The organism is Gramella sp. MT6 (assembly GCF_019357415.1).
Taxonomy (GTDB): Bacteria; Bacteroidota; Bacteroidia; order Flavobacteriales; family Flavobacteriaceae; genus Christiangramia.
The window spans coordinates 111288-134084 of record NZ_CP048410.1; the positions used below are offsets into that span (position 1 = coordinate 111288).

26 protein-coding genes are annotated in these 22797 nt (G+C 38.8%); 9 read left to right on the plus strand and 17 right to left on the minus strand.

The genetic code is table 11. The annotated features are described in order from the left end of the window. The first annotated feature begins 14 nt into the window (after positions 1-14). On the plus strand, positions 15-1091 hold the full coding sequence (gene meaB, locus G3I01_RS00540) for a methylmalonyl Co-A mutase-associated GTPase MeaB (protein ID WP_219550144.1): 1077 nt from the start codon (positions 15-17) through the stop codon (positions 1089-1091). On the opposite strand, the gene G3I01_RS00545 is transcribed toward meaB, so the two are convergent. The 5 genes from G3I01_RS00545 to G3I01_RS00565 form a co-directional block, all read right to left on the minus strand. Then, entirely contained in the window at positions 1077-1658 is a 582-nt protein-coding gene (locus G3I01_RS00545) for a phosphatase PAP2 family protein (protein ID WP_219550146.1), read from the minus strand. The two genes, meaB and G3I01_RS00545, sit on opposite strands and share 15 nt — an antisense overlap. After that, entirely contained in the window at positions 1659-1889 is a 231-nt protein-coding gene (locus tag G3I01_RS00550; protein ID WP_219550148.1) for a hypothetical protein, read from the minus strand. It abuts the gene before it with no gap. Between the two features lie 10 nt (positions 1890-1899). Next, positions 1900-3261 carry an MATE family efflux transporter gene (locus G3I01_RS00555; protein ID WP_219550150.1) on the minus strand — a complete coding sequence of 454 codons (1362 nt, stop codon included), beginning with the start codon at positions 3259-3261 and terminating at the stop codon, positions 1900-1902. A gap of 83 nt (positions 3262-3344) precedes the next feature. Continuing rightward, positions 3345-4766, minus strand: a complete 1422-nt coding sequence (locus G3I01_RS00560; RefSeq protein WP_219550152.1) for a M20/M25/M40 family metallo-hydrolase — start codon at positions 4764-4766, stop codon at positions 3345-3347. A gap of 58 nt (positions 4767-4824) precedes the next feature. Further along, positions 4825-5709, minus strand: a complete 885-nt coding sequence (locus tag G3I01_RS00565; protein WP_219550154.1) for a PPK2 family polyphosphate kinase — start codon at positions 5707-5709, stop codon at positions 4825-4827. Between the two features lie 76 nt (positions 5710-5785). On the opposite strand from G3I01_RS00565, the gene G3I01_RS00570 reads away from it, so the two are divergent. Further along, positions 5786-6391: a hypothetical protein gene (locus tag G3I01_RS00570; protein WP_219550156.1), complete on the plus strand. Its 606-nt coding sequence runs from the start codon at positions 5786-5788 to the stop codon at positions 6389-6391. Here G3I01_RS00570 and G3I01_RS00575 read toward each other — a convergent pair. From G3I01_RS00575 to G3I01_RS00605, 7 genes are all read right to left on the minus strand, one after another. Then, complete coding sequence (locus tag G3I01_RS00575) at positions 6388-7554, minus strand: sigma-54 dependent transcriptional regulator (protein WP_219550158.1); 1167 nt, start codon at positions 7552-7554, stop codon at positions 6388-6390. The two genes, G3I01_RS00570 and G3I01_RS00575, sit on opposite strands and share 4 nt — an antisense overlap. After that, positions 7554-8465 carry a DUF6268 family outer membrane beta-barrel protein gene (locus G3I01_RS00580; protein ID WP_347708996.1) on the minus strand — a complete coding sequence of 304 codons (912 nt, stop codon included), beginning with the start codon at positions 8463-8465 and terminating at the stop codon, positions 7554-7556. The genes G3I01_RS00575 and G3I01_RS00580 overlap by 1 nt, the downstream gene beginning before the upstream one ends. Next, positions 8443-9378 carry a mechanosensitive ion channel domain-containing protein gene (locus G3I01_RS00585; RefSeq protein ID WP_219550162.1) on the minus strand — a complete coding sequence of 312 codons (936 nt, stop codon included), beginning with the start codon at positions 9376-9378 and terminating at the stop codon, positions 8443-8445. Before G3I01_RS00585 ends, G3I01_RS00580 begins: the two co-directional genes overlap by 23 nt. A gap of 2 nt (positions 9379-9380) precedes the next feature. After that, positions 9381-10676 (minus strand): ABC transporter permease, encoded by a 1296-nt coding sequence (locus G3I01_RS00590; RefSeq protein ID WP_219550164.1) that lies wholly within the window; start codon positions 10674-10676, stop codon positions 9381-9383. After that, positions 10669-11598, minus strand: a complete 930-nt coding sequence (locus tag G3I01_RS00595) for an ATP-binding cassette domain-containing protein (protein ID WP_219550166.1) — start codon at positions 11596-11598, stop codon at positions 10669-10671. Before G3I01_RS00595 ends, G3I01_RS00590 begins: the two co-directional genes overlap by 8 nt. A 208-nt stretch (positions 11599-11806) precedes the next feature. Next, entirely contained in the window at positions 11807-12925 is a 1119-nt protein-coding gene (gene dnaJ / locus G3I01_RS00600; protein WP_219550168.1) for a molecular chaperone DnaJ, read from the minus strand. Positions 12926-12958: 33 nt separating this feature from the next. Next, positions 12959-13552 (minus strand): nucleotide exchange factor GrpE, encoded by a 594-nt coding sequence (locus tag G3I01_RS00605; protein ID WP_219550170.1) that lies wholly within the window; start codon positions 13550-13552, stop codon positions 12959-12961. 155 nt (positions 13553-13707) lie between these two features. On the opposite strand from G3I01_RS00605, the gene G3I01_RS00610 reads away from it, so the two are divergent. Then, a complete protein-coding gene (locus G3I01_RS00610) occupies positions 13708-14376 on the plus strand; it encodes a YceI family protein (protein ID WP_219550172.1) in 669 nt (222 codons plus the stop codon). 53 nt (positions 14377-14429) lie between these two features. Here G3I01_RS00610 and G3I01_RS00615 read toward each other — a convergent pair whose 3' ends face one another. From G3I01_RS00615 to G3I01_RS00625, 3 genes are read right to left on the minus strand one after another with little or no spacing between them, the layout of a single operon-like run. Next, the gene (locus G3I01_RS00615) at positions 14430-15332 is read right to left on the minus strand and encodes a TIGR01777 family oxidoreductase (RefSeq protein ID WP_219550174.1); all 903 of its coding nucleotides are present in this window, start codon (positions 15330-15332) and stop codon (positions 14430-14432) included. Positions 15333-15390: 58 nt separating this feature from the next. Beyond that, entirely contained in the window at positions 15391-16080 is a 690-nt protein-coding gene (gene mnmD / locus G3I01_RS00620) for a tRNA (5-methylaminomethyl-2-thiouridine)(34)-methyltransferase MnmD (RefSeq protein ID WP_219550176.1), read from the minus strand. Between the two features lies 1 nt (position 16081). Beyond that, positions 16082-16594: a DUF4920 domain-containing protein gene (locus G3I01_RS00625; protein WP_219550178.1), complete on the minus strand. Its 513-nt coding sequence runs from the start codon at positions 16592-16594 to the stop codon at positions 16082-16084. Positions 16595-16692: 98 nt separating this feature from the next. Between G3I01_RS00625 and G3I01_RS00630 the strand changes: the two genes are divergently transcribed. Further along, positions 16693-17760, plus strand: coding sequence for a branched-chain amino acid aminotransferase (locus tag G3I01_RS00630; RefSeq protein ID WP_219550180.1), 1068 nt, complete (start codon positions 16693-16695; stop codon positions 17758-17760). Positions 17761-17805: 45 nt separating this feature from the next. Here the strand turns inward: G3I01_RS00630 and G3I01_RS00635 are convergent, their stop codons facing one another. Together G3I01_RS00635 and G3I01_RS00640 are read right to left on the minus strand one after the other, a co-directional pair. After that, positions 17806-18831: a Gmad2 immunoglobulin-like domain-containing protein gene (locus G3I01_RS00635; protein ID WP_219550182.1), complete on the minus strand. Its 1026-nt coding sequence runs from the start codon at positions 18829-18831 to the stop codon at positions 17806-17808. 61 nt (positions 18832-18892) lie between these two features. Beyond that, entirely contained in the window at positions 18893-19279 is a 387-nt protein-coding gene (locus tag G3I01_RS00640) for a nucleoside triphosphate pyrophosphohydrolase family protein (protein ID WP_219550184.1), read from the minus strand. 46 nt (positions 19280-19325) lie between these two features. Here G3I01_RS00640 and G3I01_RS17065 point away from each other — a divergent pair, with 46 nt between their 5' ends. The 5 genes from G3I01_RS17065 to amt all read left to right on the plus strand — a co-directional run bounded on the left by G3I01_RS17065 (position 19326) and on the right by amt (position 22768). Further along, positions 19326-19514: a hypothetical protein gene (locus tag G3I01_RS17065; RefSeq protein ID WP_108170114.1), complete on the plus strand. Its 189-nt coding sequence runs from the start codon at positions 19326-19328 to the stop codon at positions 19512-19514. Positions 19515-19584: 70 nt separating this feature from the next. Next, the gene (locus tag G3I01_RS00645) at positions 19585-20637 is read left to right on the plus strand and encodes a GyrI-like domain-containing protein (protein ID WP_219550186.1); all 1053 of its coding nucleotides are present in this window, start codon (positions 19585-19587) and stop codon (positions 20635-20637) included. Positions 20638-20639: 2 nt separating this feature from the next. Continuing rightward, on the plus strand, positions 20640-21008 hold the full coding sequence (gene crcB, locus G3I01_RS00650; protein WP_219552735.1) for a fluoride efflux transporter CrcB: 369 nt from the start codon (positions 20640-20642) through the stop codon (positions 21006-21008). A 167-nt stretch (positions 21009-21175) separates the two neighbouring features. Continuing rightward, positions 21176-21514, plus strand: coding sequence for a P-II family nitrogen regulator (locus tag G3I01_RS00655; protein ID WP_219550188.1), 339 nt, complete (start codon positions 21176-21178; stop codon positions 21512-21514). 27 nt (positions 21515-21541) lie between these two features. Beyond that, positions 21542-22768 carry an ammonium transporter gene (gene amt / locus G3I01_RS00660; protein ID WP_219550190.1) on the plus strand — a complete coding sequence of 409 codons (1227 nt, stop codon included), beginning with the start codon at positions 21542-21544 and terminating at the stop codon, positions 22766-22768. Positions 22769-22797 lie beyond the last annotated feature (29 nt).

Consider the following 22797-nt stretch of genomic DNA (forward strand, 5'->3'; position numbering starts at 1 on the left):
TATTCCTCCCTATTTTGAGTGAAGAACAGCAAAAATCAGCCTTAAGCGAGTCTGAAAGCAATCCTGCTTCTAAGAATATAAGTGCAGAATCCGCTAAAAAGATCAGAAGTTTTAGAAAAAATAAATTCTCTGAAAAGGACTTATTGAACGATCTATTAAAAGGCAATAAAACTGCATTGGGACGAGGGATCACTCTCATTGAAAGCAATCAAAAAACTCATCAGAAACAAGCCGAATTCCTCATTGAAGGCGCTTTACCCCATGCACATAAATCTATAAGAATTGGGATAACGGGAGTGCCCGGAGTGGGAAAAAGTACCTTCATTGAAAGTTTTGGTTCCTATCTCATAGATCAGGGGAAGAAAGTAGCTGTTCTGGCAGTAGATCCCAGTAGTTCTGTATCACATGGTAGTATCCTTGGAGATAAGACAAGAATGGAAAATCTGGTCACCAAGCCAAATGCTTTTATAAGACCTTCTCCTAGTGGAGATTCGCTGGGTGGAGTGGCCAGAAAGACCAGGGAAAGTATTTTATTATGTGAGGCAGCAGGTTTTGATGTTATTTTGATAGAAACTGTTGGAGTGGGACAAAGCGAAACTACCGTGCATAGCATGACCGATTTCTTCCTTCTATTAAAACTGGCTGGTGCCGGAGATGAATTACAGGGAATAAAACGTGGTATCGTAGAAATGGCAGATGCTATTGTGATCAATAAAGCAGACGGAGAAAATCAAAAACCTGCCAGGGAGGCTAAATTAGAATTTAAACGGGCTTTACAACTATATCCTCCAAAGGAAAGTGAATGGAAACCAGAAGTGAAATTATGCAGCGCGCTTTATAATGAAGGTGTTTCAGATATATGGAAGATGATCACCGAATTCAAAGCAAAGGTCGATGAGAATGGATATTTTCTGCATAACCGACTGGAGCAAAATAAATTCTGGCTGTTTCAAACTGTGAATGATTATCTTAAAAGCAGGTTTTATGATGATCCCAGAATTAAAACAGCCCTTAAAGAACAACTGGATCTGATCGAGAATAATAAAACTACGGCTTTTGCTGCCGCCAAACATCTGCTAAGCCTGGCTTAGGTCTTCTTTTAGAATTTTCGCAGTAAGGAATTTTCTTAGTTGCTGAAAAAGATATCCAAAAACAGCTCCAATGAACATTCCGGTAATAACATCCCCGGGATAATGCACTCCCAGGTATATTCTACTGTAGGACACAACAATCGCCCAGATCAGTAAAAACATAAATAGTTTTGGGTAATGCTTTTTGAACAGCAGGCTTAAGAAAACAGCCACTCCTGTTGAATTAGCCGCATGGGCCGAGAAATATCCAAATCTTCCACACCTCTCTGCAACAAATCTGGCATATTCCATAACTCCCTCCTGCCTGCAAGGCCTGGGTCTTTCAAAACCATGTTTAAAAAGATTGGCTAACTGATCTGTAGCCGTGATCAATAAAGCGACCACAACCATTGTAATAAGCGTGGGTTTCCAGCCGAATTTTCTAAAAATAAGATAGAGCAATAGGGCATAAAGCGGTATAGCCATCCATTTATCACTAATGGCGATCCACATCCAATCCCAATTTTCTGAACCCAGATTATTCAGATACAAAAAAAGTTCCCTGTCTAATTCGGCTAATTTCTCCATTTAATCCTCCTCGTATCTGTTGACTTCGCGATCGTAGAATTCGTTAGCCTGGGTGATCAGACTTTCAGCTTCGCTGGAAAGTTCCTTTTCATCATCCTTATCAAAATCCTCCAGCCATTCTACTTCATCATCCTTAAGATCAATGATAAAACGGGGGAATTCTGTATGGATCACGAAAATGGATTCAGGAAAATCGGTGTTATCACCTAGTATAAATTTTGGCAGCTCCATATATTTTGAATTATGCTATTATAGTTTCTTTTGTTCGAATTAATTTTCGACTCAAATAATTAAAGCGGAAATATAGTAATAATGCAGAGGATGTCAAGCCCGCCAGTAATCCGAGCCAGATTCCCATACTACCTAATTGTTCTTCCTGCCCGAAATAAAAACTGACCGGGAAGCCAATCACCCAATAAGAAATAAAGCAGATCACCGTAGGAATTTTTACATCCTGTAGTCCTCTTAAAGCACCTAATATCACTACCTGTACACCATCACTCAACTGAAATAAGGCCGCAATGATAAGTAATTGTGCGGCAAGGGAAATAACCTCAACATTATCTATATAAAACACCGGTAGAATATCCTTAAGCAGTATAAATAAAAGTGCAAATACTGCTTCGATTAGAAAAACCAGTAGAAATATAGAATATCCTATTCGCCTTAGTTCCCGGTACTGTTTTAGTCCTACCTGGTTACCTACTCTAATTGTGGCCGTAACTCCCAGCCCTACCGCGATCATAAAGGTCATAGAAGCCAGGTTCAATGCTATCTGATTTGCTGCTTGTGGATTGGTACCAAGATTTCCGGCAAGAAAAATGGTACCTGTAAATATCGCCACCTCAAATAGCATTTGTAATGCCGTTGGAAAACCTAGCGAAAGTATCCTTTTGAAAATTGACCATTTGATCATTTCCTTTTTGGACCATTTGAAATATTCAATGAATTTTGATTTTCGCCTCAGGATCTCCCAAACGAACCAAAGCATGAAAAACCTGGAAATAAGGGTTCCCCAGGCCGCTCCCTCAAGTTCTAGTCTAGGAAAAATCCAGATTCCATAGATCAACAGATAATTAAAGACCACGTTCACGATATTCGCCAGAAGCGTAGCATACATGGCATATTTTGTTTGTGAAAGACCGTCTGCAAACTGTTTGAATGCCTGGAATGCCATAAGTGGCAACATAGAAAGGGCCACAATATTTAAATACGGAATAGCCAGTTCCACCACTTCCTCAGGCTGATCCAAGTAATACAGGAGCGGTTTGGCGATCAATAATAAAAGAAATAAAAGTAACCCGTTGATCGTGCTCAGAATAAGCCCATGATGAAAATAGCTTCTGCCGCCTTCAAGATCATCAGCTCCATCAGCTTCTGCAATCAAAGGAGTTATGGCAAAGGAGAATCCTATTCCCATAGACATAGCGATAAATACGAGAGCATTTCCTAAAGAAACCGCCGCCAGAGGCGCTGCTCCCAGTCTCCCGATCATTAGATTATCTACCAGCCCTACCATGACATGACCCAACTGGCCAAGCATCACCGGGTATGCGATATTAAGATTTTTTCCGAATTCTCTGGTATAGGCCGAAAGCTGCAAAACTAATTTTTAAGTCTGCAAAGGTAGCCTCTTTGTGATTCTTTGAAAGATAATATAGAGAAATTCTTTAAACAGAATATTCCTTATTCCGTTCCCTTATCGGTTTCGTTATTACCAGATTCAAAACCGTATTTATCTACCAGATAAACTAAAGATGCCATGGTGGCTGCACCAAGTTCCAGTTCTCTTTTATTCACATGCTCAAAAGTATCGTTAGCCGCATGATGGTGATCAAAATAACGCTGAGAATCTGGTCTTAAACCTGCTAGTACGGTCTTGCCTCCTTTAAGTGGACTAATATCTGCACCACCGCCACCTCTTTCAAAGTAGTGAATAAGGTATGGTTTGAAAAGACTTTTCCAGGATAAGATCTTATTGTATTGTTCTTCAGTTGAAGTGAAACCAAATCCTCTTGGAGTAAATCCACCTGCATCACTTTCCAGGGCGAAAACATGGTCTTCAGATTTTGATTTAGCTACCTCAGCATATTTATTTCCTCCGCGTAAACCATTTTCTTCATTCATAAAAAGAACCACACGTAAGGTTTTCTTTGGTTTATATCCTACTTCCTTAAATAACCTTAGAACTTCCATAGACTGTACTACTCCGGCGCCATCATCATGTGAACCATCACCAAGGTCCCAGGAATCCAGATGGCCTCCCACGACCATGATCTCTTCAGGAGATTCTGAACCGGTGATCTCACCTATCACATTATATGACTGGACATCTTCATGCTGCTCACAGCTCATCTTGAAATATAGTTCAAGATCATTCTGTATTTTTAAAATACTGCTAAGATAGGCAGCATCATTGGTAGAAATCGCAGCTGCAGGAATTCTGTCGTTTATCGGAGTATCACCATAGATCATAGAACCGGTATGGGGGAGATCGTCCATCCTCAAGTTCATTGATCTAACGATCACTCCAACAGCACCATATTTAGCAGCTTCCATGGCTCCTGAATATCTTTGATCCACGCAACCACTATAGGCCTCGAAGGTCTGAATATGATCTGCACGCATTGGCCTGTTATAAAAAACTATCTTTCCTTCTATATTTTCTCGCCCGTATTCTTTTAATTGCTCAATTCCCTGTACTTCTATCACTTCAGCTTTAGTCCCGCCGGCAGGCGTAGCAATAGAACCTCCTAGTGCAGTAATATTCACATTCCTCGTTTCCCCGGGACCTGTTTGAACGTAAGCAAATTCTCTTTCCCCACGGGTCCATTTAGGAACCATTACAGGCTGAAGCCATACTTTATCTAATCCTAATTTTTCCAGCTCTGCTTTGGTATATTCTACAGCTTGTTCAGCACCATAAGATCCGGAAAGTCTACCCCCGATCTCATTAGATAAATGATCCAACCAATCATAGCTTTTTCCGTTAAGCAAAGACATATCATAGATCTTCCTAATATTGAGTGAATCTTCGGCGGAGTTTGTTTGGGCTGAAGTCCCTAGACATATAAACAACAGACTAAGAACAGTATAGAATGATTTCATTAAATTTTATTTTGCCTGCTAAATAACAGTTTTTTATTTATTTATTCGAATAGGAACTTTAATTCTTTTCTAGGTTTAACTGTTCCCGATATTCCGCCAGATTCTTTTTAATCTCTGGATCCAGTTCTGGTTCTTTCACATCCTTATATTTGGTAAGTTCCTCATGAAGGATCTTTGCCACCAGGAGACGAGCAGTATCCTTATCATCTGCAGGAATCACATACCAGGGAGCATTTTCTCTGGATGTCTTATTGATAGCATCCTGATAATATTTTTGGTATTCTCCCCATAGCTCACGCTCTTTAAGATCTCCCGGCGAGAATTTCCAGTTCTTATTTGGTTTATTAAGCCTTCTGAGTAACCGCTGGCGTTGTTCCTCTTTAGAAAGGTGAAGAAAGAATTTAAAAATGATGGTTCCGTTATCTGCAATATGATCTTCAAATTCCCGGATATTTTCAAATCTTTGTTCCCAGAAATTTTCATCAATTTCTGCAACCGAATTTATCCCAGGCAAATTTTCATTCAGAATATATTCAGGATGAACTCTTGTCACCAGAACATTCTCATAATGGGTACGGTTAAAGACCCCAAATTTCCCCCTTTCGGGTAAAGCGATATAATGCCGCCTTAAAAAATCATGCTTTAATTCTTTATCTGAAGGAGTTTTGAAACTGTGCACCACCACTCCCCTGCTATTAAAATCTTTGAAAACCTCACGAATTAAACTATCCTTACCAGCGGTATCCATCCCCTGAAGGCAGATCAAAACCGAATATTTTCCATACGCATATAATGTATCCTGCCAGTCTCCAAGTTCCTTGCGAATTTCCTTCATTTCGTCCTTGATATCATCTTCAGATTCGTCAAGTTCCAGATGGGTTTTAACCTTAGAAAGGTCAATTTTTGAAGTTACCTTGAATTGTTTGTGGTCTATGTGCTTCATAAGTTGAGTATCTATCAATAAATATACAATCTTTATAAAAGTTAATTTTTTTATCTTCGCGACAAATACACAAGGCTTGGATAAATTAGAAAGAGAAGATATCATCCAGAAGGTAACCACCTTATTAAAGGAGATCCCTTCATCTATGGATATAGTGAAAAAAGGAGGAAACAGGGACCGCAGATTCAGATACCTGGCTACTCACATGGTGGATAAAGCCATTGAAAAGGATGCGCTTATCGTTTCAGAGAATAAGCAGGGCATCGCCATTCTATTTAAAACAAGCAAGAAGGATAATAATATCTGGAAGGACCTATGGTCACAACTTAAACTGGTTGCTAATGTAACCGGGGTCAAGAATGCGCTGGACATCATTAAAACCCAGGATTATATCAAAAAGCAGAGACCGCAGGAAGGTGAATACCTGTATTGTTGGTTTTGGGGAATCCTAAAAGAATATCGTGGTGCAGACACCCAGGTAGGAAAAGAAATGAAGGATGTTTTCTTCCGGACTGCTCATGATACAGGTCTTCCATTATATGCAGAAACCCGCGGTAGAACGAATGCTATCGTTTACCAACGGGTTGGTTTTGATCTTTTTCATGAATGGGATCATCCTAGTGGTGACACCATGTATTTTTTAAAATACGATCCTAAAAACCCAAGAAATTACAGGCCTTAGAATCGGCTACCAAATAGTTTTACGTCTTCATCGGTGATCTCTTTTCCTCCAAGGATGAAAAGACGTTCTACCACGTTTCGTAATTCACGAACGTTTCCACGCCATTCGCTCTCTTTTAGAACTTCAATGGCTTCTTTGGTGAACTCTTTTTTATTGGTTCCCTGTTCACTAGCGATCTTTTCACTGAAATAATCAACCAGGAGAGGAATATCTTCTTTTCTATCTTTTAAAGCAGGAACCTCGATGAGGATTACTGCCAATCTGTGATAGAGGTCTTCTCTGAAATTATTCTCTTCAATTTCCTTTTTCAGGTCTTTGTTGGTAGCGGCAACTACTCGCACATCTACCTTAATATCCTTATCGCTACCTACACGGGAAATTTTGTTTTCTTGCAGTGCTCTCAAAACTTTCGCCTGCGCAGATAAGCTCATGTCTCCTATCTCATCAAGGAAAATAGTTCCCTTATTGGCAGCTTCAAATTTACCCGCCCTGTCTTTATTTGCAGAAGTAAAGGCTCCTTTAACATGGCCAAAAAGTTCACTTTCTATCAATTCTGAAGGTATGGCGGCACAGTTTACCTCGATCATTGGTCCTTTAGACCTGTCGCTCTTTTGATGTAACCAATGTGCCACAAGTTCCTTTCCTGTTCCGTTAGGCCCGGTAATAAGAACACGTGCATCGGTATGGGCTACTTTTTCTATCATATCCTTGATATTATGGATAGCCTCAGACTCCCCGATCATCTGGTAGTTCTTACTTACCTTCTTCTTAAGCCTTGTATTCTCCACAACCAGTTCTTTACGATCCAGGGCGTTTCTTACGGTATTCAATAATCTATTGAGGTCTGGTGGTTTCGAAATATAATCGAACGCCCCAATTTTCATGGTATTTACGGCAGTATCAAGGTCACCATGACCTGAGATCATTACTACCGGAATTTCAGGTTTTATCTTTTTAACGGCTTCGAGAACCTCGACCCCGTCCATTTTGGGCATTTTTATATCGCAAAGGATAAGATCGAAATCTTCGTTCTTAACCAGTTCCATTCCCGCGAGTCCGTCTTCAGCTTCGGTAACTTCATAATCTTTACTTTCTTCAGTCAAGATCTTGTTAAGTACCCGTCTTATCGACGCCTCGTCTTCTATTAATAATATTTTTGCCATTAGAATATTGTAAATTTTATTCCACTTCTACCATAAAAGGTATTGGTTTCGTTAATCGTATAGACATCATCCTGGTTGCTATCCCGCAACCTGATGTCATTTCTTAGCGTGTGCCCCCCGTAAATATAAAATTTAAGATGATCGGTAAAGCTAAATTCATAACCCAAACCACTTAAAACAATGGTCATGGAAATATTTTCAGCAATATTATCATTCCCAGTATTCGATGGAGTTGCATCAAAATTTTCCTGAATATTCGCAAAGAATCCATCCAGGGTTACAAAGGCCTGCATCTCGTGCCTCGAATTAAAATAATACTTTAAATTGGATTTTGGAGTTCCAATCGCATAAGACCACTTTTCATCCCAGCGCTTGTAATAATTCACAATGGGCAACGGAAATGGAAATCCTGCGGTTGTAGAATACCTTAAACCTAATATTAATCTGGAGGCATCGTCATTAACCGGATCCTCTTTGGTTTTTACAAATAGTACTGTTCCCGTATAGATAAGATCATCACTTATAATATGTCCTTGAGAGAAATTGGAAGCGATCTTTACACCCGTCTCAGCACCAAACCTCCAGTCATTTTTCATTTTAAAGGTATATCCAAGAGTTACGGTAAAAGACTGGAATCTATCCAGGTCGCTGGTATCAAAAACCTCCGGATCTTTATACTTAAAATGTACATTTCTGTATTCGAGGCTAGGTACCAGGTAAGATCCTTCTTTCTTTAACCTGATGGGAAAAGCACCGATGGCCCTGGATCTCCTAAATGAATTATCTGAATTCTTCTGCGGGAAATAGGTATACTCGATCCTTACCAGATCTGTTTGTTGCGAAAAGGCAGTAAAACTGAAGGGTAAAATTAGAAAAATGAATAGGATCTTATACATCTTCATTGTCATCATATTCCTCCAACATTTGCCTTTTTTCAGGATAGAACATATGAACATCTCTTTGTGGGAAAGGAATGGTAATATTGTTCAATCTGAATTTGTTATTCACTTTAAATCTAAGTTCACTTTTTACCTTTGGATCAACGAAACTATCAGACACATAAAAATGAAGTCCGAATAATAGGGCAGAATCACCAAAATCTTCAAAAAGCACGAACGGCTCTGGTTTTTTTAAGATCCCCTTTTGTTCCCGGGCACTCTCCAGTAGAACCTCACGCACCTTTTCTACATCGCTTCCATAAGAAACACCTACTTTAACGGCTTCCCTGGTCGTTTTATGATTTTGAGTATAGTTATAAACGGTATCACTAATGAATTTATGATTTGGGATGATCATAACTTTATCATCCCTGGTAAGGGCGCGTGTCGTCCTCAGTTTTATTTCGAAAACTCGGGCAACACGTCCATCCATTTCGATTACATCACCTACAAGCAATGATTTATCAAGGATAATAAAGATCCCACCTATCACGTCCTGAAATAATTCCTGCAAGGCAAGACCCAGACCAACGAATAAGGCAGCTGACGCGGTTAAAAGTATAGTCACGTCTATTCCTGCAGAACTAAGTGTAATCAGGATTACCGCCAGGTACACAAAATATTTTATGAATTTAAAGACGCTGATAAACTTCATCTTATCCTCCTCCTGAAGCTTGGAGGTAATAAAGGATCTTATGATCCTTAAAAGCAGGCTCGCAATAACAAAAGCTAGGATTACCAGAACGATCATCCCAACAGAAATGGTCACCGGCTCCCCTCCAATAGGGAAAGTATAGCCAAACTCCCAGATATCTTTAATAGTACCCCAGATATCCTGTTCAATTACTTCAGTAACTTTTTCTTTAGCTGTTTGATCCTGCTGCATACTTAATATTTAAGCCATTTATACAGTTCTTTATAGGTAGGTTTTTTACCATACATAAGTATACCTACACGGTATATTTTAGCCGATAACCATAAAACCCCGAAATTCGTCGCTATAAGTACAGATATGGAAATGGCTATTTCCCACCAAGGTACTCCAAAAGGGATCCGCATCAACATCACAATTGGTGAGGTTAAAGGTATAATTGAAAATATGGTTGAAACAGTTCCATGTGGATTTTCCACCACCGAAAAGAAACCAACATAGATCCCTAAGATAAGTGGAAGAATAATAGGAAACATGAATTGCTGGGTATCTGTCTCACTGTCTACCGCTGCACCTATGGCAGCATAAATTGCACTATACAGAAAATACCCGCCAATAAAATAGATCACAAAAAAGCTTAATAAACTGGCGTAGGGTAATTTTAAAATATCTACTACCAATTGGTTGATCTCTGGCTGGGCAGCACCATTGATGGCCGCTGAAGCCGGAGTTTGAACATTACTTGGATCTATTCCTAAAAACGAAGAAACGCCTAATAACAGAACCGTCCCCAGAATTACCCAAACCGTAAACTGGGTGATCCCGGCAAGTGAAGTTCCAAGGACTTTCCCAAGCAATAACTGAAATGGTTTCACCGAGGATACTATGATCTCGATGATACGGTTGGTTTTCTCCTCGATCACACTACGCATTACCATATTCCCATAAATAATAATGAACATCATTAACAGGTAGCCGGCGGCACCACCAAAAAACATCTTTATATAATTAGACATCTTAGAACTATGCTCACCTGCGAAATTCTGAATTTCAACGCTCACATCCCTTCTGGCCTTATCTATTTCTGAAACATCTATTCCTTTAGCGATAAGCTGTTCACGGGTTAGTTTATCTGAAATCGTCTTTTCAATATTCTCAATGGTACCAAAACCAGGAGTATCCTTTCCGAAAAATTCCACCTCAGGTTTTCCGAAAGTTGAGCTTACTTCTGATATATGAATAAGCCCGAAATACTCATTTTCAAGCACTTCCTGCCGAGCCGACACAAGGTCCTTATCTGAATAATCCAGATATTGCACCTGCTCGCCATCCTTGAATTCACCAGCGAATAATCCGCTTTCATCATGGATACCTATGATCTTCTGCTCGGTACTGTTCAGCATACTTAAATAAGCAATAAGCATGATCATTCCAACAAAGATGAGGGGACTCAAAAATGTCATGACAATAAAGGTTTTATTCCTAACCCTTGCCAGATATTCCCTGTTGATTATTAGCCGTAGGTTACGCATCTTGAGTTACGGTTTTTATAAAAATGTCATTTACTGATGGGATCACTTCAACAAAATGATTGATCTGTGCCCGGGACAATAAATACTGGATAAGATCATTTGAATTCTCATGATCTTTAAGCTTGATACTAAGTTTAAGATCTTCCTGAATACTTTTAAATCTTGCCGGACCCGTTTGAAAACGATCTTCCAACTCCTTTAATAAAGCTACCTCATCTTTAGCATTGATGCCGACTTCAAAAGTATTAGATTTATATTCTTTCTTGATCTCAGAAACCTTGCCGTCAAGTAACTTATTGGATTTATGAATCAGGGCGATATAATCACACAACTCCTCTACGCTTTCCATTCTATGGGTAGAAAACAGGATCGTGGCTCCTTCGTTTTTAAGCTGAAGGATTTCATCTTTAATCAAATTTGCATTTACAGGATCAAAACCACTGAAGGGTTCATCGAAAATAAGCAGTTTTGGTCTATGTAATACAGTTATGACAAATTGTACCTTTTGTGCCATCCCTTTTGAAAGCTCCTGGATCTTTTTATCCCACCAGGCTTCAATATCCAGTCTTTTAAACCAGTATTGCAATCTTTCTTTAGCTTCTGCTTTGCTCAAACCTTTTAAACGTGCCAGGTAAAGTGCCTGCTCACCTACTTTCATGGATTTATATAATCCCCGTTCTTCAGGCAAATATCCAATATGTGCAATATCATCTGGATGCAAGGGTTTACCGTCCAGATAGACCTTACCTTCATCCGGCATCGTGATCTGGTTAATTATGCGAAGCAACGTGGTTTTCCCGGCCCCATTAGGACCTAAAAGTCCAAAAATACTTTCTTTGGGGATATTTATTGAAACATTGTTGAGTGCAGTAAAATTTCCGAAGCGTTTGTAGATATTCTCCGCAACCAAAAGATTTTCCATATAGTCATTTGAGAAGTGTTAAAGATATAGAAATAGACAGAGAGTAGAAGTCGATTAAGAAGATTTTATAATTAATAAACCCCTACAAAAACAAAACCCACCCTTAATTAGATTAAGGATGGGAAAAAAATTGCTATGAAAAAGAAAAATTATCACTAAAAGACTTAGTGATTCTCAAATATATAAATTTTTTCTTAAAACCGGCTTTCTAAGAAAACATATCTTTAACTTTTTCAAAGAAGGATTTATCGCTTTTTTCTGGATTTGGCTGGAAATTCTCATCTTCTGCCATCTTTTCGAAGAAATCCTTTTGTTCTCTAGATAGGGTTTTAGGGGTCCATACGTTCACATGAACTAACAAATCTCCCTTACCATACCCATTTATACTACTAATACCTTTACCTCGAAGTCTTAATATCTTACCAGACTGTACTCCTTCTTCAATCTTGATACGAACCTTTCCTGTAACCGTATCTATCTCTCTGGAAGTTCCCAGAGCAGCCTCAGAATAACTGATATATAGATCGTAGTGTAGGTTATCTCCTTCTCTTTGCAGACTTAAATGCTCTTTTTCTTCTATAGCTACAAGCAGATCTCCAGGAATTCCATTACCCGGAGCGTCATTACCCTTTCCGGAAACTTTTAACTGCATACCATCTTCAACCCCTGCAGGTATTTTAATAGATACAGTTTCTTCCTGCATTACAAGTCCCTGAGCATCTGAGCCTTCAGGTTTTTTATCTATCATCTGGCCGCTTCCACCACAAGTGGTACATGGCGATGCGGTTTGCATTCTACCAAGTATAGTGTTGGTCACACGTGTCACCTGCCCGGTACCGTTACAGGTAGAACAGGTTTTATAAGTAGTACCTGCAGCCTGAACTTTTCGTTTAACCTTGATCTTTTTCTCGCATCCATTGGCGATCTCTTCAAGGTTAAGACTTACCCGAATTCTCAGGTTACTTCCTTTAGCACGACGCTGGCCGCCGCCAAAACCTCCACCGAAGCCAGAGAATCCGCCACCAAAACCGCCACCAAAGATATCACCAAACTGGCTGAAGATGTCATCCATGTTCATACCACCTCCGCCGCCGAAGCCACCACCTTCAAAGGCCTGGTGACCAAAACGATCATATTTGGCTCTCTTTTCCTGGTTTCCTAAAACTTCATAAGCCTCAGCCGACTTTTTAAACATATCTTCAGCTTTGGCATCACCAGGATTTTTATCTGGATGATATTTTAAAGCCTTCTTTCTATATGCCTTCTTAATTTCGGCTACAGAGGCGTCCTTACTAACACCTAATATTTCGTAATAATCTTCTTTCATGTTGGGTTTTTACAAAATTTGTAAAAGCGATTCTTATTTTCCGGTTACAACCTTAGGATACCTAATGATTCTCTCTCCCAGCTTGTATCCAGGTTCTACTACATCAACAATCTTGCCTTTAAGATCATCTGAGGGCGCAGGAACCTGAGTAATAGCCTCATGTATCTCTGAATCAAAGTCACTTCCCTGTTCAACTTCCATTCTCTCCAGGCCTTTAGCTTTAAGGGTTTCCTTAAGTTTATTGTGAATTAAAGCAATTCCTGTTAGCAGGTTTTCATCTCCAGATTTCTTTAATTCGTTCAGAGCCCTGTCAAAATCGTCCATAATAGGCAGCATAGCTGTCATTACTTCCTGATTGGCAGTTTTAAACAATTCTAACCTTTCCTTTGAAGTACGTCTTTTATAATTTTCGAACTCCGCGAAAAGTCTTAGAAATTTATCCTTTTCCTTCTGAAGATCTTCTTTTAAGAGCTCTTCTTCAGTAAGCTCCTCTTCTCTGGCATCTATCTGTTCTTCTGTATTTTCATCATTTCCCTCTACCTCATCGATAGCATCATCGATCCTATCTTCAACCTGGTCCTTGATGTTCTTTTTATCGTCTTTAACTTTATCTTCTTTTCGACTCATTACTTTTAAATTTACTTACACGCACAACTGGTCAAATTCATTGCCAATTCATTAAAAATGTCAAAATGTCATCAGATACATTTAGTAATTTTTTATGAAATTACGAACCGATTTACCCTTACTTTTGCGCCTTAACTTTTTAAAAATAATTTGTAATGAAACGTATTTTTCTAAATGCATTTGTGATCGCAGGTCTGGGACTGGCAGTTACCGGATGTAAGAATAACAATAACGAAGCAGAAATGACCGATGAGAAAGAAGTAGCTACCGCAGAGGCGGAGGCAACTGAATTTACGGTTGTTCCTACTGAATCTACCATTGAATGGCAGGGTGAAAAACCAACAGGAACTCATACTGGTACTATTAAAGTAGCCAATGGATCATTTAAGGCTAATGACAGTATTATCGAAAGCGGAACTTTCGTGATCGATATGCAGTCAATTGAGGTTACAGACCTTGAAGGTGACCAAAAAACTAACCTGGAAGCTCACTTAAAAGGAACTGTTGAAGGTAAAGAAGGTGACTTTTTTAATGTAAACGAATTTCCTGAAGCTACTTTCGAAGTAACTGGAATTACCGAAGAAGAAGGACAGTCTATGTTACAGGGTAACCTTACTATTAAAGAGGAAACCAAAAATATCGCTTTCCCGGTAAGTATTTCTAAAGATGGTGAGAACTTAATGATCACCAGTGAAGAATTTACTATTGACCGTACAAAGTGGAATGTGAACTACGGTTCTAAATCTGTATTTGAAGGTCTTGGTGACGAATTCATCTATGATGATGTTGCCTTGAAAATAAACCTGAAAGCTAAAAAGGCTTAAGTTTATAATTTGAATTTATAAAAAGACTGCCAAATGGCAGTCTTTTTTTGTCTTTATGTAAGATCTCCTAGCGCCCTGGAAAGATTGGTATATTCAAAGTTATATCCCACCTGTTCAATTTTTTTGCAGCTAACTAACTGACTGGAAAGAACAATTTCAGACATTTCACCAAGCAAGGTCTTTAAAGCGAATTTTGGAACATTTGGAAGCCAGATAGATTTTCCCATTTTGGCCGCCAGTTCTTTGGTCAATTCTTTATTGGTGACAGGGTTTGGAGCAACGGCGTTGTAGACTCCGGTTAATTGATTCTCGATCGCAAACAGGAATATCCCGGCAAGGTCTTTAAGATGTATCCAGGATTGCCATTGTTTACCACTACCCAGCGCTGCCCCCATATTCAGAGAAATTGGTTTCTTGATCTTCTCCAGCATACCACCATCTTCCGCAAGCACCAATCCTACTCTTATTTTAGCGACATCGATGCCTAAACTTTCAAATTGGTCTGCTGCTGCCTCCCATTTCCGAACCACCTCACCCACAAAATTATCGGCTACCTGCTCGTTATCCTCGAAATAAAGTTTTTCCAGACTGCTAGGATAAACGCCAATAGCACTGGCAGAAATAAAATTCTCTACATGGTGAGAGGTTTTCTCTAAAGTTCTGAAAAGTAAATCGGCGGTTTCTGTGCGGCTTTTAATGATCTTTCTTTTGTAAGAATCAGACCAGGGTTCTGCTATACTGGCTCCGGCAAGATGCACAATGGTATGAACGCCATCCAGACATCCAGTTTCTATCTCTTTATTGTTGGGATCCCAGAAAAATCCCTGATAATCTTCTTCTTTCTCAATTTTAGATTTACTGGTGGTGAGATAATTTACCTTTATTCCTTTTTCACGGCATAATCTAGTCAACTCCGTTCCAATAAGTCCTGTAGCACCTGTGATCAATACCCGCATAAGTTTTTCTTGTTAAGATACGTAAGACATCAGGGGTGCGCTGCATTTTATAAGACCTTTAACTGCTTTCATCCAATTTTTTAACAGCCCTTAACATTTCTCTTTTTCCGGGAGGTCCGGGAAGTTTTTCTACCAGAAAACCGTTAGCGAGCATAGCTCTTCTCACGCTGCCTTTTGCCGCATATGTAACGAGAACTCCATTTTCTTTTAAGGCTTTGAACATAATAGAAAAAATTTCCTCTGTCCATAGTTCAGGCTGAACTCGAGCTCCAAAAGCATCAAAGTAAATGAGGTCATAAAGCTCAATATCTTCTATTTCATCAAACTTTTTTTCAAGTTTATTTAAACTGAAATATTTTGTGACTTCAGATCTTTCCTCCCACGGTATGGTATGCATTTCGCTAAATTCGGACTGACACTCTTCCGCCTGACACGCTTCAGGATAGTTAAGCTGCAAGACTTCTTCAGCCGAAACTGGATAAGCCTCCACTCCGGTGTATTCGATCTTCTGTTTTAAACGTTCCGCCTCAATCATTGTGAGAAATGCATTGAGTCCCGTTCCAAATCCAATCTCTAATATTGAAATCTCTGAAGGATTAAAAGTTTCTAGATGATAAAACAAACCCATTTTCAGGAAAACGTGCCTCGCTTCCTGCACAGCTCCATGTTTAGAATGATATTGTTCATTCCATTCCGGTAAATGAATGGTTACCGAACCGTCTTCAGTCTTAATGATCTTTCTTTCCAAACTATTGTTTTATTAGTACCCCATGGGCCAGGAAGCCTGGAGCTCTTGATGGTCTTGAAATAGCTTCGATCTCTTTTTTGGATTTACCAGCATCTTTCGCAAAGTGCTTCTGGTCTTCTACAGATGTTTCTTCCATAAAGGCAATTCCTTCGACGATCACTTGCTTCCCTTCAATATCCTTAGGAACAAAAAACCCATAATCCTTGAATTTCACCATTGGATCTTCATCAGTATCTGGGAGATCAAGAGTCATCCAACATCCCTTCATTTTACAAACACTATTTACAGTAGTAGAAAATTTGGCAGTAATAGTATCGCCGGCAGCAAGTGCCTGGTATTTTTCTTTCATTTCCCGGGCAGTTAAACTGCTGACAGGTGAGATCTCTTCTCCAAAACTTTTATAATCCTGTTGTTCAATATTAGCTAAGGCTAAATCGTTTTGCTGCTTTGTCTCATGATCTCTACAGGCAGTAAAACCCAGCACGCATATAGCGAGTATAAAATACATTCTCATGGATATCAAGTATTGTAAGGGTTAAGCTTCAAATTTACCAAAACTTTAGATTTTGATTCTGCATTTAATTGGGTAAATTTGTGGCTAATCCAATTATTATGAAAAATCTCACATCAATGATAGATATACAAAGATCTCCCAATTCTAAAATTAAAGATACCAATTTTGATAATCTCGTATTCGGGCAGGTTTTTACAGATCATATGATGGAGTGTGATTTTAAAGATGGGGAATGGCAAACACCAGTAATTAAACCATATGGTCCTCTATCTTTAGAACCGTCTGCGAGAGTTTTCCATTATGGACAGGCTGTATTTGAAGGCATGAAGGCCTATAAAGACAAAGATGACACAATCTGGCTATTTAGACCAGACCAGAACTTTGAAAGAATCAATAAATCTAGCAAACGTCTTGCTATTCCTGAATTCCCTAAAGAGTATTTTTTCACTGCACTGGAAGAACTTTTAAAGCTGGAGAAAGACTGGATCAAAAAGGGATTTGGAAATAGCTTATACATACGTCCATTCGTAATAGCTACTGAAGCTGGAGTTTCAGCTTCTGCTGCCAAAGAATATAAATTCATGATCATTTGCTCCCCGGCACAGGCATATTATAGCGGTGAGGTTAGAGTGAAATTTTCAGAAAAATTTAGCCGTGCGGCAGATGGCGGAGTTGGATTTGCCAAGGCCGCAGGAAATTATGGCGCACAATTTTATCCTACTAATCTAGCCAAGGAAGAAGGCTTCCAGCAGATCATCTGGACAGATGCCAATTCTCATGATTACCTTGAGGAAGCAGGAACAATGAATATTTTCTTCAGAATAGGAGATAAATTGATCACTGCTCCTACTAATGACAGGATACTTGACGGGGTTACCAGAAAAAGTGTTTTAACCTTAGCTGAAGAGTTCAATATTGATACTGAAGTTCGCCGGGTTAGCGTTCAGGAAATTATTGAGGCGGCTGAAAATGGTGAATTGAAAGAAATGTTTGGATCTGGTACTGCTACAGTAATTAACCCAATTGTTGGTTTCGGCCATAAGGATAAGAAATTCGAACTACCAAAAATAGAGGATTCCTACGCTAAATTCTTCAAGGACAAACTAATGAAGATTCAATATAATGAAGCTGAAGATAAATTTGGCTGGAGATACGAAGTAAAATAATCTTTGAAACGATATTTATAAAGTCCCGGTCAATGCCGGGATTTTTTATTTAGGTGGAAATATTATCGGGATACGATATTGCCTGGCATTTTCTTTTTTACCTGATGGATTGGCACGTTTAAAGACTAAATATCCACGTTCATCATCTGGCCCTTCAAACTCTATTTCACCGCTAAAATTCACAAAATCTTTCGTCATCCACTCTCCTTCAGCTTTTATATAGCTTTCAGCGATCTTTTTAAAATCCTTATCCAAAATCTCAATTGGCGCGTTGGCTTCGAAAAACCAGAAACCCTTTGCCTTACCACTTACTTTTAAGGGAGATCGAACATCTTTATTTGGAAGAGGCTTTTCGACCTGGATAAGTTCAGAAATATCACTTTTCTCATTTAATTTGAATTTAAACGATTCCAGGATACTAATAAGTTCAGCTTTAGTTTGTTCGTCAATTTCACCTGAGTAGCGAACTTCATCGTTCCCCATGGGATCACAATCCTCCATTTTCTTTTGCCTACCAGTTTCCTTACCAAAACATTCCGCCGCGAAATCGTTAATTTTGAAATGAACAAAAATACCACCATAGTTGTCCCAGCCAGACGGAGCATTTTCAAACCTGATAAAATAGGCCCAGGGACTATTATTTTCGAGAAGATAGATTTTACTATTGTCTTTATCGATATTGGGAACATCAGGCAGAGCACCATTCCAATTCACCAGGTCGGTACTATTTCCAGAAGGCGCGTCCACTCCAAAACCTTTAGGAAGAACAGCCATATATGCTATATCAGGTTTTTCATGAATAGCAAAAGGAGGATTATAATTTGTTTTTGCCGGAAATAGATTAATAACCGGGCTCTTTCCGGGAAGTTCAGATTCAAGAACTCGAAAATTGGCAGGATAGTCTAAAGAATAAGACCATTCCTTGTTCTGATAACTTTCTGTGTGCTCAACATCTTTTCGGTTTTCTTTTATTTCCTTTGAAATTTCAGTGCTGGTACTTTTACTATTTTCAGTATTGTTCTTACAGGAAACACAAAGAATTAAAACCAGAAAAATAAGTACTGATCGCATTTTTATTTTCAAGTTAAAAAAATGAGATCACGATTATTTTAAAATTCTCTAAAAACTGAACCTACTTCTCAAGGATACGGTCTATATCGGGTTTAAAATAATTTGGTCCCTTAAGAACTTTCCCGTCCTCACGATAGATAGGCTTCCCATCTGCACCAAGTTTACTCATATTACTAGATTGGATTTCGTCAAAAACTTCCTCAATCTTATGTTGCATACCATGTTCTATAATGGTTCCGCAAAGGATATAAAGCATATCGCCTAATGCATCAGCAACTTCAGTAAGATCATTATTATTCGCAGCTTCCAGGTATTCTTCATTTTCCTCTTTCATCAGGTTGAACCTTAAAAGGTTCTTTGCTTTTCCCAGATCGGCCTTCGGCTTTTCATTAATCCCTAAACCAAAGGCCGAATGGAATTCTTTTACTGCCGCAATTCTTTTCTTCATATTATATCAAGCTTTAAAAAGTTAACTTTGCATAAAAATAAACAAAATGTTTTCTACCGGACAGTTGATCTTTGCAGGTCTTTTCGTAATCGCCTTCATCATAATCATGATCTTTAGTTATAGAAAAGATATTCGCCTACACAAGAAATATTATAAAGGAAGTATTTTCGTCTTGCTTGGATTTATAGTATTCATTCTTATACTCTTTTTTATAAAAAGCAGGCTGAATCACTAGTTACATAGGAATTAACCTACGCCTAATTTCCTATTTTAATTATATTAGCATCACCTAATCTTAACCAGACATGAAAATTTTTAAATATCTTTTTTTCCTTTTACTCATATTTATAATCGGTGCTTCCATCTATATAGCTACCAAGGATGGAAAATTCCAGGTGGAACAAAAAGAGATGATGATGGTGCCACAGGAAGTTGTATTTAATGAGGTAAATGAATTCACATCCTGGAAAAAATGGGAACCATGGTCTCAGGAGGCAGAAGATATGATTATAAATTACGGAGAAAAAACCAGTGGTGAAGGAGCTTCTTATTCATGGAGCAGTGAAGAAATGGGTGAAGGTGAAATAAATACAGAGAAAGCTAATCCTCATACCAGTATAGATCAGAAAATAACCTTTAAAACTCCTTTTGGCGAGTCTACGAGCGATGTTTACTGGGAATTCAACAAGCAGGGAGATAGCACGATGGTTACCTGGGGAATGAAAGGTGAGCAAAGCTTCATGGAAAAAGCTGCTTTTATATTTCAGGATGAAAGCATTAGCGAAATGATGCAGCCAATGTTCGAAAAAGGGCTGAATAATTTAGAAGAAGTTCTCAAAGAAAAAATGGAAACTTATTCTATAAATATAGATGGGGTTACTCAGCATGGAGGTGGCTATTATATGTATGTCACTACGGCAAGTAAGATAAGCCAGGTAACCGAAAGGATGCCTAAAATGATCGGGGAAGTCAAGAATTATATGGCCAATAACAATATTGAGCAGGTAGGGAATCCTCTTATTCTATACAATCAATGGAACGAAGATGCTGGTACTGCGATCTATTCAGCAGCAATTTTCACTCCAAGCGAGGTCATCACCCCTGCAGAAAGTAATGTATTGAACGGTTTTATGCAGAACCAGAGAACCTTAAAAACTTCCCTCAAAGGTGATTACAAAAACCTTAAAGAAGCCTGGCATGCTGCTTATGAATACATAAACAACAATGGTCTAACCGCCAATGAAGATGCACAGCCTTTCGAAGTATACGTAACAGGACCAAATGAAAATGCTAATCCTGCAAAATGGATAACAAATATCTATATTCCACTAAAGCAACAGGAAAATATTGAAGATTAATGATTAAAAATCTGATTTTGGTATTTATTGGTGGTGGCCTGGGCAGCAGTCTTAGGTATATTATTGGTAAATATCTCAATGCAGGTCACCTTCTTCCCTTCGGAACTTTTCTTGTCAATATTTTAGGCAGCCTCATACTTGGGGTTATACTTGGATGGGCTCTTAAAACTAATAGCCTCAACACTCCATTAAACCTTATGCTTGGTATAGGTTTTTGCGGAGGGTTTACTACTTTTTCTACATTTTCTTTTGAGAATTATTCCATTATCAAATCTGGAGATTATTTAACGTTCTCAGTCTATCTTTTTGGAAGCCTGATCCTGGGAATGTTAGCCGTTCTAATCGGAATTTTCATCTCTAAATACCTGTAATTAAAAATAAAGGATACGAAATCCTGAAAAATATTGATTTAAAATAAATACCCCTAAATTTTTAGGGGTATTTATTTTTTATTTAATAAAAATGATCACACTACCCTACTTTTTTAAGGGTCTATACTTCTATTTCTATAAATTTAACCAATTATTAATATTTAATTATGAAAAAAATCGAAGCAATCATTCGAAAGTCAGAGTTCGATGAAACCAAGGAGGCTCTTCATGAAATAGGAGTAACCTTCTTTAGTTATTGGGATGTAACCGGAGTAGGTAACGAGAAAGTAGGTCACGTTTATCGCGGTGTTAGTTATAGCACAGCAGATATTCAAAGACGATATCTCTCTATTGTGGTAACAGATTCTTTCCTGGACAAAACCATTGAAACCCTTTTAAAAGCTGCTTACACGGGTAAAGTTGGAGACGGGAAAATTTTTGTCACCACGATAGATGAAGCCTATAGGATAAGGACTAAAGAAAAAGGCGCTGAATCTCTGAAATAAATTACGAATCAACTAACGAAAGAAATAATGGACGCATTACTTACAGTAAATAACGTATGGATGATGATCTGCACAGGACTTGTTTTCTTTATGCACCTTGGATTTGCATTTTTGGAAATTGGTCTTACCAGACAAAAAAACACGATCAACATCCTTTTCAAAAATCTATTCATAATCACCGCCGGCCTGCTTTTATATTGTCTATTGGGTTTCAATCTAATGTATCCGGGGGAATTTAATGGCTTCTTTGGATTTGCCGGTTTCGGTCTTTCCAGCCCTCTTGTTGACGGATCCCTTGACCTAGGTTACAATGAAGGCTACACATACTGGACAGATTTTCTGTTCCAGGGAATGTTCGCCGCAACTGCAGCTACTATAGTATCTGGTGCCGTTGCTGAACGTATCAAACTTAATAGTTTCATGATATTCGTGATCTTATATGTTGGTATTATTTATCCGATTGCCGGTTCCTGGAAATGGGGTGGTGGATTCCTTGACGAAATGGGATTCTATGACTTTGCAGGTTCTACCCTGGTACACTCTGTTGGTGGATGGGCTGCTTTAGTAGCTATTTATCTACTAGGTGCCAGAATTGGAAAATTTAAAGACGGAAAAGTGGGAGCCTTTCCGGGACATAATATGCCGTTCGCTACCGCGGGTGTTCTAATCTTATGGTTAGGATGGTTTGGATTTAATGGTGGCTCTGTACTTTCTGCAGATCCTGAACTTACTTCTCTAACATTGGTAACAACCTGTCTAGCGGCTGCTGCCGGTGGAGTAACCTCCTTCATTGTTTCCTCAATAAGATATAAGAATTATGATATTACGATGTTCCTGAACGGAATCTTAGGAGGATTGGTAGGTATCACTGCCGGTGCAGACCAAATGTCTCCAACAGATGCCATCCTTATAGGAGCTATCGCAGGAGCTATCATCGTATTTGGCGTAGCCCTAATTGACAAGATAAAACTGGATGACCCGGTAGGTGCAGTTGCTGTTCACCTCATTTGTGGAATCTGGGGAACCCTGGCCGTTGGAATTTTTGGTAATATGGCCGGTGTAGACCAGTTTATAACTCAACTTATCGGAGTAGCATGCTATGCTGCGATCTGTATAGTTGGATCCTTTATAATCTTTTATGTCCTAAAAGTTACTATGGGTATCAGAGTTTCCGCCAAAGAAGAAACGGAAGGTCTGGATATTCATGAACATGGCATGGACGCCTATCCTGATTTCGGACTTAAGGAACATTAGGAAATAGTCTGTTAAACAAAAAAACGGAG